The 15,990-nt window shown below is 74.7% G+C and carries 17 protein-coding genes and 1 tRNA gene; 4 read left to right on the top strand and 14 right to left on the bottom strand.

The features are described from left to right. Window positions 1-7: 7 nt before the first annotated feature. From ACIQ8B_RS29115 to ACIQ8B_RS29135, 5 genes are all read right to left on the bottom strand, one after another. On the bottom strand, window positions 8-535 hold the full coding sequence (locus tag ACIQ8B_RS29115; RefSeq protein WP_006130344.1) for an NUDIX hydrolase family protein: 528 nt from the start codon (window positions 533-535) through the stop codon (window positions 8-10). A 31-nt stretch (window positions 536-566) separates the two neighbouring features. Continuing rightward, window positions 567-1,379 (bottom strand): SAM-dependent methyltransferase, encoded by an 813-nt coding sequence (locus tag ACIQ8B_RS29120; RefSeq protein ID WP_403550871.1) that lies wholly within the window; start codon window positions 1,377-1,379, stop codon window positions 567-569. 139 nt (window positions 1,380-1,518) lie between these two features. After that, the gene (locus tag ACIQ8B_RS29125; RefSeq protein WP_403550873.1) at window positions 1,519-2,181 is read right to left on the bottom strand and encodes an endonuclease; all 663 of its coding nucleotides are present in this window, start codon (window positions 2,179-2,181) and stop codon (window positions 1,519-1,521) included. 2 nt (window positions 2,182-2,183) lie between these two features. Beyond that, complete coding sequence (locus tag ACIQ8B_RS29130; protein WP_106416142.1) at window positions 2,184-2,516, bottom strand: DUF3140 domain-containing protein; 333 nt, start codon at window positions 2,514-2,516, stop codon at window positions 2,184-2,186. Between the two features lie 43 nt (window positions 2,517-2,559). Next, entirely contained in the window at window positions 2,560-3,042 is a 483-nt protein-coding gene (locus ACIQ8B_RS29135) for a Dps family protein (RefSeq protein WP_290009484.1), read from the bottom strand. 275 nt (window positions 3,043-3,317) lie between these two features. On the opposite strand from ACIQ8B_RS29135, the gene ACIQ8B_RS29140 reads away from it, so the two are divergent. Further along, complete coding sequence (locus ACIQ8B_RS29140) at window positions 3,318-4,505, top strand: thiolase family protein (RefSeq protein WP_403550876.1); 1,188 nt, start codon at window positions 3,318-3,320, stop codon at window positions 4,503-4,505. Window positions 4,506-4,583: 78 nt separating this feature from the next. Further along, on the top strand, window positions 4,584-5,357 hold the full coding sequence (locus ACIQ8B_RS29145) for a sulfite exporter TauE/SafE family protein (RefSeq protein ID WP_290009487.1): 774 nt from the start codon (window positions 4,584-4,586) through the stop codon (window positions 5,355-5,357). 115 nt (window positions 5,358-5,472) lie between these two features. Here ACIQ8B_RS29145 and ACIQ8B_RS29150 read toward each other — a convergent pair whose 3' ends face one another. Next, window positions 5,473-6,891 carry a diacylglycerol/lipid kinase family protein gene (locus tag ACIQ8B_RS29150; protein ID WP_403550878.1) on the bottom strand — a complete coding sequence of 473 codons (1,419 nt, stop codon included), beginning with the start codon at window positions 6,889-6,891 and terminating at the stop codon, window positions 5,473-5,475. 120 nt (window positions 6,892-7,011) lie between these two features. Between ACIQ8B_RS29150 and ACIQ8B_RS29155 the strand changes: the two genes are divergently transcribed. Then, complete coding sequence (locus ACIQ8B_RS29155; RefSeq protein ID WP_290009490.1) at window positions 7,012-7,773, top strand: cobalt-precorrin-6A reductase; 762 nt, start codon at window positions 7,012-7,014, stop codon at window positions 7,771-7,773. Here the strand turns inward: ACIQ8B_RS29155 and cobF are convergent. Then, window positions 7,770-8,546: a precorrin-6A synthase (deacetylating) gene (gene cobF / locus ACIQ8B_RS29160; protein WP_106411324.1), complete on the bottom strand. Its 777-nt coding sequence runs from the start codon at window positions 8,544-8,546 to the stop codon at window positions 7,770-7,772. The two genes, ACIQ8B_RS29155 and cobF, sit on opposite strands and share 4 nt — an antisense overlap. Before the next feature lie 49 nt (window positions 8,547-8,595). Then, window positions 8,596-9,141, bottom strand: a complete 546-nt coding sequence (locus ACIQ8B_RS29165; protein ID WP_403550879.1) for a DUF309 domain-containing protein — start codon at window positions 9,139-9,141, stop codon at window positions 8,596-8,598. A gap of 127 nt (window positions 9,142-9,268) precedes the next feature. On the opposite strand from ACIQ8B_RS29165, the gene ACIQ8B_RS29170 reads away from it, so the two are divergent. Then, window positions 9,269-9,342, top strand: a tRNA-Pro gene (locus tag ACIQ8B_RS29170). Between the two features lie 68 nt (window positions 9,343-9,410). On the opposite strand, the gene ACIQ8B_RS29175 is transcribed toward ACIQ8B_RS29170, so the two are convergent. From ACIQ8B_RS29175 to iolC, 6 genes are all read right to left on the bottom strand, one after another. Further along, window positions 9,411-10,352 carry an endonuclease/exonuclease/phosphatase family protein gene (locus ACIQ8B_RS29175; RefSeq protein WP_403550880.1) on the bottom strand — a complete coding sequence of 314 codons (942 nt, stop codon included), beginning with the start codon at window positions 10,350-10,352 and terminating at the stop codon, window positions 9,411-9,413. 89 nt (window positions 10,353-10,441) lie between these two features. Beyond that, complete coding sequence (locus tag ACIQ8B_RS29180) at window positions 10,442-11,227, bottom strand: GntR family transcriptional regulator (protein ID WP_403550883.1); 786 nt, start codon at window positions 11,225-11,227, stop codon at window positions 10,442-10,444. Window positions 11,228-11,275: 48 nt separating this feature from the next. After that, a complete protein-coding gene (gene iolD, locus ACIQ8B_RS29185) occupies window positions 11,276-13,147 on the bottom strand; it encodes a 3D-(3,5/4)-trihydroxycyclohexane-1,2-dione acylhydrolase (decyclizing) (protein WP_290009497.1) in 1,872 nt (623 codons plus the stop codon). Beyond that, complete coding sequence (gene iolB, locus ACIQ8B_RS29190; protein ID WP_290009499.1) at window positions 13,144-14,061, bottom strand: 5-deoxy-glucuronate isomerase; 918 nt, start codon at window positions 14,059-14,061, stop codon at window positions 13,144-13,146. The genes iolD and iolB overlap by 4 nt, the downstream gene beginning before the upstream one ends. A 37-nt stretch (window positions 14,062-14,098) precedes the next feature. Further along, window positions 14,099-14,974 carry a deoxyribose-phosphate aldolase gene (locus ACIQ8B_RS29195; protein WP_290009500.1) on the bottom strand — a complete coding sequence of 292 codons (876 nt, stop codon included), beginning with the start codon at window positions 14,972-14,974 and terminating at the stop codon, window positions 14,099-14,101. Between the two features lie 13 nt (window positions 14,975-14,987). Beyond that, a complete protein-coding gene (iolC, locus tag ACIQ8B_RS29200; protein ID WP_106411318.1) occupies window positions 14,988-15,980 on the bottom strand; it encodes a 5-dehydro-2-deoxygluconokinase in 993 nt (330 codons plus the stop codon). Between the last annotated feature and the right edge of the window lie 10 nt (window positions 15,981-15,990).

Consider the following 15,990-nt stretch of genomic DNA (forward strand, 5'->3'; position numbering starts at 1 on the left):
GTACGCCTCAGATCACGCAGCCCGCGTGCGCCAGCGCCTGCTTCAGCAGCACCCCGTGCCCGCCCGGCATCTCGCTCTGCACCGCCCGCGACACGGCCTCCTGCGGGGTGAACCACACCAGGTCCAGCGCGTCCTGCCGGGGCCGGCAGTCACCCGTCACCGGCACGATGTACGCCAGCGACACCGCGTGCTGCCGGGGGTCGTGGAACGGGGTGATGCCCTGGGTGGGGAAGTACTCCGCGACCGTGAACGGCTGCAACGACGCCGGCACCCGGGGCAGCGCCACCGGTCCGAGATCCTTCTCCAGATGACGCAGCAGCGCGTCGCGGACCCGCTCGTGGTGCAGCACCCGGCCGGAGACCAGGGTCCGGCTGACCGTCCCGTCGGGCCCGATGCGCAGCAGCAGACCGACGCTGGTGACCTCACCGCTGTCGTCCACACGCACGGGGACGGCCTCGACGTACAGGATCGGCATCTGGGCGCGTGCCTGCTCCAGGTCGTCGGAGGACAGCCAGCCCGGCGTGGTCTCGGTCATGTCAGACATTGTTTGATCATACTTTCGAGGGTCAGGGCTTCACGGCCACCGCGCCGTACTGGGGCACCACCAGAGGGGACCCGGGCTCGGCGCGCCACTGCGAGCAGGAGACGAGACCGGGCTCCACCAACTCCAGTCCGTCGAGGAACGCGGTGATGTCCGCCGCGCCGCGGGCGGTGATCGGGGGAGTGGCGTTCGCGTTCCAGAACTCCATCGCGGGGACCTGGAGTTCTCCGCCCACCTCGGGGTCGAAGGTGGGGTGGGTGAGCGCCAGGAAACTGCCGGAGGGCACGGCCGCCATGATCCGGCGCACGATCTCCCGGGCCTTGTCCGTGTCCGACACGAAGTTGAGGATGCCGAGCAGCATCACCGCGACCGGCCGGGAGAAGTCCAGCGTCGCGGACGCCCGTTCCACGATGGCGTCCGGGTCGTGCACGTCGGCGTCGATGTAGTCGGTGGCGCCCTCGGCCGTGCCGGTCAGCAGCGTCCGGGCGTGGACGAGGACGATCGGGTCGTTGTCGACGTAGACGATCCGCGCGTCCGGCGCGATGCGCTGCGCGATCTCGTGGGTGTTGTCCGCCGTCGGCAGTCCGGTGCCGATGTCGAGGAACTGCCGCACCCCGCGGTCGCGTGCCAGATACGTCACCGCGCGGCCCAGGAACTCCCGGTCCGCGCGGGCGATGTCCCGGATGACCGGGATGATCGACGCGACGTGGTCTCCGACCTGCTGGTCGACCTCGTAGTTGTCCTTGCCGCCGATCCAGTAGTTCCACACGCGCGCGTTGTGCGCCACACCGGTGTTCAGCCTCGCCGAGCCGCTCGTCGGGGTGTGGCTCTCGCTCAACGGTCTCTCCCTCTCCCTCGCCCGCGTCCGGCCCGTACGGACCGACCCGGCCATTGTGCATCGCGGTGATCACGTTGTCCCGGGAACGGAACGGGTCGCCCCGTGGAACGGGGCGACCCGTGAGGAAGGTGAGCGGGGGTCAGCGCGCCGCGGCTTCGCGCAGGGTGTCCTCGGCGACGTCCTTGTCGAGCGCCGCGCGCACCAGGGCCGAGGACAGCACGGCCGGTTCCGTCCCGCCCGCGAGGGCGAGCAGCCGGTCCGGGTCCTGCGGCAGCCCCAGCCGCCCGGCGCCCTGCAGCGCCTTGGCGTCCACCTGAGGACCCGCCTCGGGCCACACCGCCTGCACCTCGCGCAGGAAGATGGCCGCGCCGGAGGGACCGACACCGGGGAACTCCCGCAGCAGACGGCGCAGTTCGTCCACGTCGCCGTCCGCCTCGGCGCGCAGCCGGCGCAGATCGCCGCCCCAGCGGTCCAGCAACAGCTCGGCCGCCTCGCCGAGCTGGGTGGCGGTGCGCTCGTCGTAGCGCCGGTAGCCGCCCCGGCCGAGGGCGTCGACCCGCTCCTGCCAGGACGCCGCTGCCATCCGGCGGGGGTCGCGCAGCCCTGCCTCGTGCAGGGCACGGGCGGCGGCCACGGCGACCGGCCCCCGGATGCGGGCGCTGAGCAGATGGGCGAGCACCAGCAGCCGGTACAGCGGCTGCGGGGTGTTCTGCAAGGTGATGCCCGCCTCGTGCGCGTACGTCTCGCCGTGCGCGTCGACGAGGGCGCGCACCACGGCCCGTTCGCCGTCGCGGCCTGCCACGGTCACGCCTTGAGCGGGTCGTGGCCCAGGCTCATCAGGCGGTGGCGGCGGTCCGCGTCCTCGGCCGCCGGCTCGTTCTCCAGGTCGGTCTCGCCGGTGACGGTGTCCACGACCTCCTCCATCACCCGCAGGTCGTCCTCGGTGAGGTCGGTGCGGCGCTTCTGCAGGATGGCCAGGACGCGCTGCCCGGTTTCGCCGCCCGCCCGGTCCGGCAGCGGCTCCGTGGTCTCGCCGGCGTCACTGACCCGCAGCCAGGCGGCCAGCTCGGCCGACGTCATGTTCACCACGCGGTGGAAGTCCTCCCACAGCGCGTCCACCTCGAGGGCGTCGCTCATCATGTGCCCCTTCGTTCCCGTACGTCGTGCGCCCGGGGGCGTCTCAGGACTCCCGCGGGTGGTTCTCCGCCTCGAACATCCAGCGCTGCTTCTCCAGGTCGGCGGTGATGGAGATCAGCAGGTCCTGCGTGACCAGGTCGGCCTTCTCGGTGGCGTCGATGCGCTCACGCAGCCGCGTGATCGCCGCGCCCAGGGCGTCCGTCATCACCGCGACGGCCTCCGAGTCGCGCAGCCAGCCCTCCGCGGGCGCCGGCAGGGAGAAGACCTTGGCGATCGTCTCCGGGCGGCCGTCCGGCGGCACGCCGAGCGCCGAGGCGCGCTCCGCCACCGTGTCCGCGTGCGTGCGCGCGGCCGAGACCACCTCGTCCAGCTGCAGGTGGACCGAGCGGAACCGCGGCCCCACGACGTTCCAGTGCGCCTGCTTGCCGATCAGGGACAGGCCGAGCAGGTCGATCAGGGTCTCCTGGAGGGCCTCGCCGGAGATCCGGCGGGCCTCGTCCGGAAGTGTGCTCCTCACGACGGTCATGAAGTGGTGTTCCTCCCAGTCGATGCGCTCGTGGCGCGAGGGCGGGACCCGCGTGCGACACCGCCGCGCGGGCCGCGCTCCGCGACCACTCCGTGAACGCGCGGGTACCCCGGCCCACCGGGACAAACCCGGTCGGCGGTACGGGAGGACCGGCCGTGACCTCCGGGATCTTCCCGGGGAGGGGCCGGGCGGTCTATAGTCCGAAACTAGCGGTGCTAATTAAGTGAGCCGCCGATCGGCAGCCCGGCCGTCGGCTTCCGGATCAGGAGTCCCTCGTGCGTCCCGTCCACTTCGCGGCCGCCCGCCGCACCCCCATCGGCAAACTGCGCGGAGCCCTCTCCGGCGTACGGCCCGACGACCTCGCCGCCGCGGTGATCCGCGGTCTGGTCGCCGACGTGCCCGCGCTGGACCCGGCCCGCGTCGACGACGTCCACTGGGGCGCCGCCAACCAGGCCGGCGAGGACAACCGCAACGTCGCCCGCATGGCCGCCCTGCTCGCGGGCCTCCCCGAGTCCGTCCCCGGCGCCACGGTCAACCGCCTGTGCGCCTCGGGCCTGGAGGCCGTCACCACCGCCGCCCGCACCATCGCGGCCGGCGAGGCCGACATCGTGATCGCCGGCGGCTCCGAGTCCATGAGCCGCGCCCCCTTCGTGCTGCCCCGCCCCGACGAGGCCCTCCCGCACCGCATCGAGACGCACGACACGCGGCTCGGCTGGCGGCTGGTCAACCCGGCGATGAAGGAACTGCACGGTCTGCTGGCCATGGGCGAGACCGCCGAGGAGGTCGCCGGCCGGTACGGCATCACGCGCGAACGCCAGGACGAGTTCGCCCTGCGCAGCCACCGGCGTGCCGCCGAGGCCCGCAGACACGGCCACTTCGACGACGAACTGCTGCCGGTGACCCGACCGGACGGCGTGGTCGTCGAGGCCGACGAGTGCGTCCGCGAGGACACCTCCCTCGAGAAGCTCGGCCGGCTGAAGCCGGTGTTCCGCGCCGGGGGCTCGGTCACCGCGGGCAACGCCTCCCCGATGAACGACGGTGCCGCCGGACTGATCCTGGTCAGCGAGCAGGCCCTGAACGACCTGGGCCTGGAGTCGCTCGGCCGCTACGTCGCCGGCGGCTCCGCGGGCGTCCACCCGGACGTCATGGGCATCGGCCCCGTCCCCGCCACCCGCAAGGTGCTCGCCCGCGCGGGATGGGACATCGGCGACGTGCAGGAGGCCGAGTTCAACGAGGCGTTCGCCGCCCAGGCCCTGGCCTGCGTCGACCAGCTCGGCATCGACCCGGAGCGGGTGAACCCCGACGGCGGCGCCATCGCGCTCGGCCACCCGCTGGGCTGCTCCGGCGCCCGCATCCTCACCACCCTGCTGCACCGCATGCGCCGCACCGGCGCCGGACGGGGTCTCGCCACCATGTGCGTCGGCGTGGGGCAGGGCAGCGCGGTGCTGGTCGAACGGCACTGACGGACGGCCGCCGCGGCGGTCACCCGGCGGGACGCGCCGCACCGGCGGCCGGTGCCCGCACGTAACATCGGTCGCCGCATGAACACCATGACCCTCTGGGACCTCACCGGCTGGGAATTCGCCGCGCTGGCCTTCGCGGCCCTGCTCGTCGGGTTCTCCAAGACCGCCGTCAGCGGCGCGAACACGGTGAGTCTCGCCGTGTTCGCCGCCGTCCTGCCCGCCCGGGAGTCCACGGGCGTGCTGCTGCCCCTCCTGATCGCCGGGGACGTCCTCGCCGTGCTGACCTACCGGCGGCACGCCCACTGGCCCACCCTGTGGCGGCTGTTCCCGGCCGTCGCGGCGGGCGTGGTCGTCGGCACCGTCTTCCTGATGTGGGCGGACGACGGGATCGTGCGGACCTCGATCGGGGCGATCCTGCTGCTGATGGCCGGGGTGACGATGTGGCGCCGGCGCCGCGCCGACGCCGAGGCGGAACCCGGCGGGGTCACCACCCGGGCGGGCCGTGCCAAGGCCCGGTCCTACGGCGTCCTCGGCGGTTTCACCACCATGGTCGCCAACGCGGGCGGCCCGGTGATGTCGATGTACCTGCTCTCCGCGGGCTTCCGGAAGCTGGGCTTCCTGGGCACCTCGGCGTTCTTCTTCCTCATCGTCAACACGTCCAAGCTGCCGTTCAGCGCGGGGCTCGGCCTCATCGACGCGGACTCGCTGCTGCTGGACGCGGCCCTGGTGCTGTTCGTGGTGCCCGGCGCGTTCCTCGGCACGTGGGCGGTGACCCGGATCAACCAGCGGCTCTTCGAGCACCTGGTCATCGCGGCGACGGTGGCGGGGGGACTGCAGCTGCTGCTGCGCTGAGCGGCCGGGGGCCAGACCCCGGACGGCGGAAGGTCCCGGGCGCGCGTGGGGCCGGTGAGGGCTTCACGCGCGCGTGGCTCCGGCGCTCGGGCGTGCCCGTCCGGCCGGTCCGGGGTCAGGGGCCGGGCGGGCCGCCCGGTGCCGCCGTCTCCAGGCGGTCGGGTGCCTCGAGGCGCCGTGACGTGCGGCGGGGCCGGTGGAGGTGGCTCGGGGCCGCCGTGCGGCCGACTGTCGCGGCCAGCTTGCGCAGGCGGCGCCAGTCCAGCCGGGGCGGGCCCGGGGCGACACCGGGCCGTTTGCGCGGCACGCGGACCCGCAGCGCGCCCGCCGCGATGCGGCAGCGCACGGGCGCGGGCAGCACCATCGCCTCGCCGTCGACACCCGCCTCGATCTCGTCCCGGTCCGTCTCGACGACCACCTCCGGCGCCGTCAGCACCGTCAGCCCCGCCGGGTCCGGGTTCAGCAGCAGCGCGGCGGCGCTGATCGCGCCCTCCACCTTCACCCCGAGAACGCCGAGCGTCCCCGAGTCCAGCCGCTCGCGCCGCCCGAGCCCGAACGGGTCGCCGGTGCGGTACGGGTTGTTGCTGACCAGCACCGCCTGCGGCGCGGTCAGCGTGGTGTCCCCGGCGCGGGCGACCAGCCGGGGCCCCTGCTGCCCGGTGAGCAGGTCCGGCAGCATCTCCAGACTCGTCCCGAGCTTGTCGTCGCGGTACGCGGGACTCTGCACGATCGCCGCGTACGCGCCGAACGACGCGTTGTTCACGAACGGCTGGTTCCCGGCGAACCCGAGGTCGACCCGGAGCTCCACCCCGTCCGTCAGCGCGTCCAGGCACGCCGCCGGGTTCCCCCGGTCCAGGCCGAGGTCCAGCGCGAAGTGGTTGCGGGTGCCCGCGCTGATCACCAGGAACGGGATGTCGTGCTCGGCGGCCACGGCCGCGACCAGCGCCTGCGTGCCGTCGCCGCCCGCCGCGCCCAGCAGGTCCGCGCCGTCCGCCACGGCGGCCCGCGCCAGCTCCGTGACGTCGTGCTGCCTGCCCGGCTCCAGCAGCACCACCCGCGCGCCCAGCCGCTCCGCCTTCTCCCGCAGCCGGAACCGGCCCACCTTGCCGCCGCCCGACCGCGGATTCATGATCAGCACCGGCTTCCGGGGCGGCGGCAGCCGCCGCTCCCGCACCGGGGCGTGCCCGCCGGTCCCGCGCAGCGCGTACCTGCCGCTCCACACCGCCAGGGCCCACAGCGCCAGCGACACCAGCAGCGCCCAGAACAGCGTCACCGCGAACAGCGTCAGCAGACCCGCCGGAACGCACACCGCGACCAGCGCGGCCCCCCACCGCAGCGGCCCGCGCAACGTCAGCGTCCACCACAGGGCCGCCGCGCTCAGCCCCAGCCCGGCCGCCCCCAGCACCAGGAGCAGCAGTCCGCGCAGCCCGCCGTAGACCAGGGGGGTCGCCACCGCGAGCGCCGCCGCGAGCAACGCCCCCCGCGCCGCCCACCGTTGGGCGTGATAGCCCCGCATGCTCCAGTCCACGGCCATGACTCCTTAGGTCGCCCGGCGTCATCGTAGGGCGAAGACGCACGGGCATGCGGGCCGACGGTGATCACCGGCGGACGGGCCGCCGCCCGGCGTCCGGGCCCCGGCCCGTACGCTCGGCGCATGTCCCCGCACGTGCTGATTCTCGGCGGCACCACCGAGGCGCGCAGGCTGGCCGCCGCGCTGGCCGCCCGCCCCGGCACCCGGACCACGACCTCGCTCGCCGGGCGCGTGACCCGGCCGGGCGCGCTCGACGGCGAGGTGCGGGTGGGCGGCTTCGGCGGCCCGGAGGGACTGGCGGCCTGGCTGCGCGAGGAGGGCGTGGACGCCGTCGTCGACGCGACCCACCCGTTCGCCGCGACGATCACCGCGAACGCGGCCCGCGCCACCGCCGCCGCGCGGGTGCCCCTGCTGGTGCTGCGCCGCCCCGGCTGGCGGCCCGGTCCCGGCGACCGCTGGCACCCGGTCCCCTCCCTGGAGGCGGCCGCCGCCCTGCTGCCCGGACTCGGGCGCCGGGTCTTCCTGACCACCGGGCGTCTCGGCCTCGCGGCCTTCGCCGGACTCGCGGAACTGAGCTTCGTCGTACGGTCGGTCGAACCCCCCGAGCCGCCGCTGCCCCCGCACACCCACGTCGTGCTGGCGCGCGGCCCGTTCACCGCGGCCGACGAGACGGCCCTGCTGCGCGAGCACCGCGTCGACGTGCTGGTGACGAAGGACAGCGGCGGCGCGGCGACCTCGGCGAAACTCACCGCCGCCCGCGACCTCGGCCTCCCGGTCGTCGTCGTCCGCCGCCCGCCCCTGCCCGACGGCGTCACCGCGCTCCCCGACGTGCCGGCGGTGCTGCGCCGGCTGGACGGCGTCCTCGCGCGGACCCGCGGGACCTAGCGTTCGCCGGGGGAGCGGCGCAGCAGATACGTGTCCATGATCCAGCCCTTGCGCTCCCGCGCCTCGGCGCGCAGCCGCTCGATGCGCGGGGCGGCCTCGGCGACCGGACCGGAGACCAGGATCTCGTCCGGGGTGCCGATGTAGGCGCCCCAGTAGATGTCCACGTCCTCGCCGGCGAAGGCGCGGAAGCGCTGGTGGGCGTCCAGCATCACCACCACGTCGTCCACCCCCTCGGGGAAGCCCTCCTCCGCCAGCCGCCGTCCCGTGGTGATCTGCACCGGGCGCGCCACCCGGTTGAGGCCCGTGCGGTGCCGGGCGACGAGGGCCGACACACTGCTGACGCCCGGTACGACGTCGTGGTCGAAGGCGACCGTGCCCCGCTCCCGCACCTCCTCGAGGATGCCGAGCGTGCTGTCGTACAGCGAGGGGTCGCCCCACACCAGGAACGCGCCGGTCTCGTCCTCGCCCAGTTCCTCGGTGATCAGCCGCTCGTAGATGTCGGCGCGGGCGCTGCGCCAGTCGCCGACGGCGGGGGAGTAGGCGGTGCCGCCCGCCGAGCGGTCCCGCTCCGGGTCACGCGCCTCGACGACGCGGTACGCACGGTCCGCCAGGTGCGTCTCCAGCATGTCCCGGCGCAACCGGGTCAGGTCCGCCTTCGCCTCGCCCTTGTCCAGGAGGAAGAACACGTCCGTGTCCCGCATGGCCTTGACCGCCTGCAGGGTGAGCTGGTCGGGGTCGCCCGCGCCGATACCGATCACATGAAGAGTCCGCACGCCCCGAGTCTGCCGCACGCCCCCGGACGCGCCCGCACCGCACCCCGGGTCAGGCGGTGCCCCGCAGCCGGGGGGCACGCGCACCCGGGTCCGGCGGACCGGCGTCCCCGCGCTCCACCTCCGCCGCCAGCTCCCGCGCCCAGGTGATCACCCCGGGCAGGTCGATCCCGTGCGGCCGGCTCTCCGCGCCCGCCGCCCACTCCTCGGCGGCGCCCGCCCCGCGCCGCAGCAGCCGCGCCCCGCCGGTCACGTTCCCGCGTGCGGCGTGCGTGAGCCCGACGGCCATCTGGGCCAGCCCCCGCCACAGCTCCCGCTCCTGCCCGGGACCCGACTTCCAGGCGTCCTCGAACACCTCGTGCGCGTGGAACGGCTTGCCCTCGTCCAGCAGCCGCTGCGCCTCGGCGACGCTCTCCTCCGGCCGCCGCACCACTCCTTCCGGCTGCCGGGGCACGCCCTCCTCGCCGTACGGCAGGGGCCGCCCGAGTCCGTCCCTCGGGCGTGCGTTGCGCGCCCGTCCCTCCTCGTCGCGGTCGCGCCCGGCGACCGCGCGGCCGGTGGACCGGCTGTCCGTGGATGTGCTGTCCGTGGTGCCCATACGGCCGATTGTGCCCCGGCTCACCGCACCGCTCACGGTCCGACTCCCCGCCCGGCTTCGGTCCGGCGCCGGGTGTGCGGTAAAGTGCTCATCGCGCGATCACGCGGTTCACCCGCGCGACGCGCACCGGGACGTGGCGCAGCTTGGTAGCGCACTTGACTGGGGGTCAAGGGGTCGCAGGTTCAAATCCTGTCGTCCCGACGTGCGACGCAGCAGGTCGTCGGGCCGTATCGGAGTTCTCCGATACGGCCTTCGTCGTAGGGGCCGTCTCAGCGGAGCGTGATCCGGGCCGTCACCGGCAGGTGGTCGCTCCCGGTGGCGGGCAGGGCGCGGAGGAGGCCGACGGCCGCCGAGCGGGCCATCACCTGGTCGATCCGCACGAGGGGCAGCCCGGCGGGGAAACTGAACGCGAACCCGCGCCGCGGCACCTCCAGCCGGGACGTCAGCGGCGCCAGACCCCGGTCGTCGGCCGTGCCGTTGAGGTCGCCCAGCAGGATCACCCGGTCCAGGGGCTCGGCCGCCACCGCCCGTCCCAGCAGTGCGGCGCTCTCGTCCCGCCGGGCGGACGCCAGGCCCCCCGGCCCGATCCGCACCGACGGCAGGTGCGCCACGTACACCGCGACCTCGCCGTGCGGGGTCCCGGCCACCGCCCGCAGCCCCCGGCTCCACGGCTCGGTGAGGTCCGCCGGCTTGATGTCCACCGCCCGCGCGCCGCTCAGCGGGTGCCGCGACCAGAGCCCGACGGTGCCCCGCACCACGTGGTGCGGATAGCGCGCGCCGAGGGCCCGCTCGTACGCCGGCAGCGCGTCCGGCACCAGTTCCTCCAGCGCGATCAGGTCCGCGCCCGCGTCGGCGAGGGCGCGGGCGGTGCCCGCCGGGTCGGGGTTGTCGTCGGCGACGTTGTGCTGCACCACGACCAGGTCGCGCGGCCCGGCCGCGTCCGCGGGCAGCAGCAGCCCGCCGAAGAGGCGGGTCCACACCGCGACGGGCAGCAGCACGGCCACCAGTGCGGCGGGCGCGCGGCGCAAGAGGCCGTGGAGGAACAGGGGGACGACGACGAGGCCGAGCCACGGCAGGAACGACTCCAGCAGGCTCCCCACCCGGCCCGGCGTGTTCGGTACCGCGCGGTGGAACGCCAGCAGCCCCGCCGTCAGCACGGCGAGGGCCGCCGGCACCCGCCCCCGTGCCGGGCGGGAGGTCACGAGGTCCACCGCCGCTCCCTCCGCTCGTCCGGGTGATCGGTCCGGGTGACCGATCCTGACGATCAGGACGAGCCGGGGCCGCCTCCCGGTTCACGGGATCACGGTCTGACCAGCAGCTGGAAGTCGAACGAGTACCGGGACGCGCGGTAGAGGTGACTGCCGTACTCCACCGCCCGTCCCGTGTCGTCGTAGGCGGTGCGCCGCATGGTGAGCAGCGCCGCGCCCTTTTCCTCGTCCAGGCGGGACGCCTCCTCGGCGGTCGCCGAGCGGGCCCCGACCGTCTGGCGGGCGCTGTGCAGGGTGATGCCGGCCGCGCGCATCATCCGGTACAGGCCGGTCGCCTCCAGCCGGGCGCCGTCCAGGTCGAGCAGGCCGGCCGGGAGATAGTTGCCGAGCAGGGCGACCGGCAGGCCGTGGGTGCGGCGCAGCCGCTCCAGCACGATCACCTCCCCGCCCTCGGGAAGCCCCAGGGCGGCGGCGACGCCGGGCGGGGCCGGGACGGTCTCGTTGCGGACGACCTCCGTGGTCGGGGCCTGCCCGGCCGCCTCCAGGTCGTCGTAGAGGCTGGTCAGCTCCAGGGGGCGGCGCACCTGGCTGTGCACCACCTGCGTGCCCACCCCGCGCCGCCGCACCAGCAGCCCCTTGTCGACCAGGGACTGGATGGCCTGGCGGACGGTGGGCCGGGACAGGCCGAGGCGCACGGAGAGGTCCACCTCGTTGCCCAGGAGGTCGCCGGGCGCGAGCACCCCGTTCGAGATCATCGCTTCGAGCTGCTGGGCGAGCTGGTAGTACAGCGGCACCGGACTGCCCCGGTCCAGGGCGAAGTCCAGGGAGTGCAGCGCGGGGCCGGCCGCGGCGCGTGCGGGGTCACCGGTCTTCGCCATGGACGTGCCTTCCTGTCGGGGCTCCGGGACGGGGCGCGGGGGACGGGTTCACAGGTGGCGGCGGCGCCCGGCGACCTGGGCGTCGTAGCGTTCGCGGGCCTTCCGCGCGGGCTCGCGGGTGGCGACCTCCGCGACCGGCACGTCCCACCAGGCCTCGGCCGGGGGAGCGGTCGGCGTCGGGTCGGTCTCGACGTAGACGCAGGTCGGACGGTGGGAGGCGCGGGCCTCGGCGAGGGCGCCGCGCAGCTCCCGCACCGTCTTCGCGCGCAGCACGTCCATGCCGAGGCTGGCCGCGTTGGCCGCGAGGTCCACCGGCAGCGGGGCGCCGGTGAAGGAGCCGTCGGGGGCGCGGAACCGGTAGGCGGTGCCGTAGCGCTCGCCGCCGGTCTCCTCCGACAGGCCGCCGATGGAGGCGTAGCCGTGGTTCTGCACCAGCACCACGTTGACCGGCAGGCCCTCCTGGACGGCCGTGACGATCTCCGTGGGCATCATCAGGTACGTGCCGTCGCCGACCAGCGCCCAGACGGGCGTGCCGGGCGCGGCCTGCTGGACGCCCAGCGCGGCCGGGATCTCGTAGCCCATGCAGGAGTAGCCGTACTCCAGGTGGTACTGGCGGGGGCTGCGGGCACGCCACAGCTTGTGCAGGTCGCCGGGGAGCGAGCCGGCCGCGTTGATCACCACGTCGTCGTCGCCGACCACCGCGTCCAGCGCGCCGAGCACCTGCGTCTGGGTCGGCACGGCGGTGTCGTCCTCGGCGCGCAGGGCGGCCGCGACGACCCCGTCCCAGCGTTCCTTCCCGGCCCGGTACTCCGCCTCGTACGCCGCGTCCACCCGGTGCCCGGCCAGTGCCCCGGCGAGCCGCTCCAGGCCGGTGCGCGCGTCGCAGACCAGGGTGCGCGCGGCGAGCTTGTGGGCGTCGAAGCCGGTGATGTTGAGGTTCACGAACCGCACGTCCGGGTCGCGGAACAGCGTGCCGGAGGCGGTGGTGAAGTCGGTGTAGCGGGTGCCGACGCCGATCACCACGTCGGCGTCGCGGGCCAGCGCGTCGCTCACGGCGGTGCCGGTGTGGCCGATGCCGCCCAGGTCGGCGGGGTGGTCGTGGCGCAGCGAGCCCTTGCCGGCCTGGGTGGAGGCGACCGGGATGCCGGTGGCGTCCACCAGCGCCCGCAGCGCGTCCTCGGCCTCGCTGTGGTGCACCCCGCCGCCCGCGACGATCAACGGCCGGCGCGCCGCCCGCACCGCGGCCACGGCCGCGTCCAGTTCCACCGGGTCCGGGGCGGGCCGGCGCACCGTCCACACCCGCTCGGCGAAGAACTCCTCCGGCCAGTCGTACGCCTCCGCCTGCACGTCCTGCGGCAGCGCGAGGGTGACGGCGCCGGTCTCGGCCGGGTCGGCGAGCACCCGCATCGCGTTCAGCGCGGACGCGATCAGCGCCTCGGGGCGGGTGACCCGGTCGAAGTAGCGGGACACCGGGCGGAGCGTGTCGTTGACCGACACGTCGGCCTCGACGGGGTGCTCCAGCTGCTGGAGCAGCGGGTCGGCGGCGCGGGAGGCGAAGTAGTCGCCGGGCAGCAGCAGCACCGGCAGCCGGTTGATCGTGGCGAGCGCGGCACCGGTGACCAGGTTGGTCGCGCCGGGGCCGATGGACGTCGTCACCGCCTGCGCGGAGAGCCGGTTCAGCTGGCGGGCGTACCCGACGGCCGCGTGCACCATCGCCTGCTCGTTGCGGCCCTGGTGGTACGGCATGGCGTCGCGGTACTCGACCAGCGCCTGCCCGAGACCGGCGACGTTGCCGTGGCCGAAGATGCCCCAGGTGCCCGCGATCAGCCGGCGGCGCACGCCGTCCCGCTCGGTGTACTGCGCGGCCAGGAACCGCACCAGGGCCTGGGCGGTGGTCAGTCGGCGGGTGGTGGCGCTCATGCGGACCTCTCCGGTGCGGTGTAGAGGGGGAGTCGGGGGTCGACGGGCTGCTGGGGCCAGGTGTCGCGGATCCAGGCGTGGTCGGGGTGGTCGCAGATCAGCCAGGCGCGTTCGGCCCCGGGGCCCGCCATGACGTTCAGGTAGTACATGTGGTGGCCGGGCACCGCCATCGACGGCCCGTGCCAGCCGTCCGGGATGAGGACGACGTCGCCGTCGCGCACCTCGGCCAGCACGTCCGTGTCACGGCCCGGACCGGACGGGGAGACCCGCTGGTAGCCGAGGCCCGGCGTGCCGTCGTGGGCGGCGAACTCGAAGTAGTAGATCTCCTCCAGCACCGACTCCTCGCCCGGCCGGTGCTCGTCGTGCTTGTGCGGCGGGAAGGACGACCAGTTGCCGCCCGGGGTGAGCACCTCGACCGCGATCAGCTTGTCGCACTCGAAACCCTGTCCGTCACCGCCTCCGGCGGGGACGGCCGCGCCGAAGTTGTTGACCTGCCGGGAGCAGTTCCCGGTGCCGCGCAGCTCCACCGGCACGTCCGACGCCGGCCCGTAACGCGCGGGCAGCCGCCGGGTGCAGCGGGCGCCGGTCAGCGCGAACCGCCCGCCGGCCGCCGACGACACGGTGGCCCGGGCGTCGCGCGGCACGTAGGCGAAGTCGGTCACGCCGTCGAACACGCTCGTCCGTCCGGTGAGTTCGAACTCCTCGTGGCCGAGGTCGTCGTCCGAGGCGACCGTGCAGCCGCCGCTCAGCGGCAGCACGATCCACTCGCTGTCACCGGTGTCGAAGGCGTGCGTGCCGCCCGGCGGCAGCTCGAGCACCCGCAGGCTCGAGTAGCCCCAGCCGGCGGTCCGCGGGCTCACGTCCACGGCATAGGGGCCGGCGGCGGCCTTGCCCGCGGGAAGGTGATGGGTCATGGGTGCCTCCGTCTGCGTACGTCGTCGTACGGGCTTGTCACAACAGGCCGACGGCGGTGTCCACCGCCGTCTCCACGCTGCCCTCGGCCGGGTAGAGCAGGGAGCGGCCGACGACCATGCCCTGCACGGTGGGCAGCCGCAGTGCCTTGCCCCACCGCTCGTAGGCCGCCTCCTGGTCGCCGACCTCGCCGCCGAGCAGCACCACCGGCAGCGTCGAGGTGCGCAGCACCTCCGCCATGTCGTCCACGTTCTCGGTGACCGGCAGCTTCAGCCAGGTGTAGGCGGAGGTGCCGCCCAGTCCGGAGGCGATGGCGATGGACCGGGTCACGGCCTCGGCGGACAGGTCGTTGCGGACGCGTCCGTCCACCCGGCGGGAGATGAACGGCTCCACGAACACCGGCAGCCGGTGTGCGGCCATCGCGTCGACGGCGCGGGCGGAGGACTCCAGGGTGGCGAGCGAGCCGGGATCGTCGTAGTCGATCCGCACCAGCAGCTTGCCCGCGTCGAAGCCGAGCCGGGCGATGTCCTCGGCGCGGTGCCCGGTGAAGCGGTCGTCCATCTCGAAGGACGCCCCGGCGAGGCCGCCGCGGTTCATCGACCCCATGACGACCTTGTTCTCCAGCGCGCCGAGCAGCAGCAGGTCCTCCAGGATGTCGGCGGTGGCCAGCACCCCGTCCACGCCCGGCCGGGACAGCGCGACGCACAGGCGTTCCAGCAGGTCGGCCCGGTCGGCCATGGCCAGGCGCCGGTCGCCTATGCCGAGCGCGCCCCGGGCGGGGTGGTCGGCGGCCACGATCATCAGCCGTCCGCTGTCGCCGATCAGCGGACGGCGGGCCCGGCGGGCGGCCGCCTCGGCGACGGCCTCGGGATGCCGGGCGCGGACCGTGGTGAGGTCGGGGATGCTGAGGTTCAAGGAAGGGCTCCGTTCAGGACTGGCTCGGCCGGCCCGCCGCGTCCGGCTCCACGGCCCGCGCGAGGAGGTCCGCGACCTCCGGCCCGGTCGGCATGGCGGACGAGCAGGCGAGGCGCGAGGCGACGAGGGCGCCGGCCGCGTTGGCGTGGCGCATGGTCCGCTCCAGGTCCCACCCGGAGAGCAGACCGTGGCAGAGCGAGCCGCCGAAGGCGTCGCCGGCGCCGAGGCCGTTGACCACCTCGACCGGCACCGGCTCCACCTCGGCCCGCGTGCCGTCCCGGTGCACGGCCAGCACGCCCCGCGGACCCTGTTTGACCACGGCCAGCTCCACGCCGGCCGCCAGCAGCGCCTCGGCGCACGCCTCGGGCTCGCGCACCCCGGTGGCGACCTCGCACTCGTCGAGGTTGCCCACCGCGACCGTGGCGTGGCGCAGCGCCTCGCGGTAGTACGGACGGGCCTGGTCCGGGTCCCGCCAGAACATGGGACGCCAGTCCAGGTCGAAGACGGTGGTGCCGGCCTTGGCCCGCGCCCGGAGGGCGTGGAGGGTGGCGGTGCGGCTGGGCTCCTCGCTCAGACCGGTGCCGGTGATCCAGAAGATGCCGGCCGCGCGGATCGCGGGCAGGTCCAGCTCGTGCGGGTGGATCTCCAGGTCGGGGGCCTTGGGGCGGCGGTAGAAGTAGAGGGGGAAGTCGTCCGGCGGGAAGATCTCGCAGAAGGTGACGGGGGTCGGGTAGGCGGCCACCGGCGTCACCCAGCGGTCGTCCACGCCGAAGTCCTTCAGCGCCTCGTGCAGATAGGCGCCGAAGGGGTCGTCCCCGGTGCGGGTGATCACCGCGGTGGAGCGGCCGAGCCGCGCCGCGGCGACCGCGACGTTGGCGGCCGAGCCGCCCAGGAACTTTCCGAACGTCTCCACCTGCGACAGCGGCACCCCGGTCTGCAGGGGATAAAGATCGACCCCGATGCGACCCATGGTGACCAGGTCGAAATACTGTGGTGTGTCGGCCATTGAGCGACGC

The sequence above is a fragment of the Streptomyces sp. NPDC096105 genome (assembly GCF_044763335.1).
Lineage (GTDB): Bacteria > Actinomycetota > Actinomycetes > Streptomycetales > Streptomycetaceae > Streptomyces.

What these genes read in the sequence shown, in the direction of transcription:
- ACIQ8B_RS29115 (WP_006130344.1), bottom strand. Translation starts at nt 535, where the DNA reads ATGACCGAGACCACGCCGGGCTGGCTGTCCTCCGACGACCTGGAGCAG.
- ACIQ8B_RS29130 (WP_106416142.1), bottom strand. Translation starts at nt 2,516, where the DNA reads ATGAGCGACGCCCTCGAGGTGGACGCGCTGTGGGAGGACTTCCACCGC.
- ACIQ8B_RS29135 (WP_290009484.1), bottom strand. Translation starts at nt 3,042, where the DNA reads ATGACCGTCGTGAGGAGCACACTTCCGGACGAGGCCCGCCGGATCTCC.
- ACIQ8B_RS29145 (WP_290009487.1), top strand. Translation starts at nt 4,584, where the DNA reads ATGAACACCATGACCCTCTGGGACCTCACCGGCTGGGAATTCGCCGCG.
- ACIQ8B_RS29150 (WP_403550878.1), bottom strand. Translation starts at nt 6,891, where the DNA reads ATGGCCGTGGACTGGAGCATGCGGGGCTATCACGCCCAACGGTGGGCG.
- ACIQ8B_RS29155 (WP_290009490.1), top strand. Translation starts at nt 7,012, where the DNA reads ATGTCCCCGCACGTGCTGATTCTCGGCGGCACCACCGAGGCGCGCAGG.
- ACIQ8B_RS29165 (WP_403550879.1), bottom strand. Translation starts at nt 9,141, where the DNA reads ATGGGCACCACGGACAGCACATCCACGGACAGCCGGTCCACCGGCCGC.
- ACIQ8B_RS29180 (WP_403550883.1), bottom strand. Translation starts at nt 11,227, where the DNA reads ATGGCGAAGACCGGTGACCCCGCACGCGCCGCGGCCGGCCCCGCGCTG.
- iolD (WP_290009497.1), bottom strand. Translation starts at nt 13,147, where the DNA reads ATGAGCGCCACCACCCGCCGACTGACCACCGCCCAGGCCCTGGTGCGG.
- iolB (WP_290009499.1), bottom strand. Translation starts at nt 14,061, where the DNA reads ATGACCCATCACCTTCCCGCGGGCAAGGCCGCCGCCGGCCCCTATGCC.
- iolC (WP_106411318.1), bottom strand. Translation starts at nt 15,980, where the DNA reads ATGGCCGACACACCACAGTATTTCGACCTGGTCACCATGGGTCGCATC.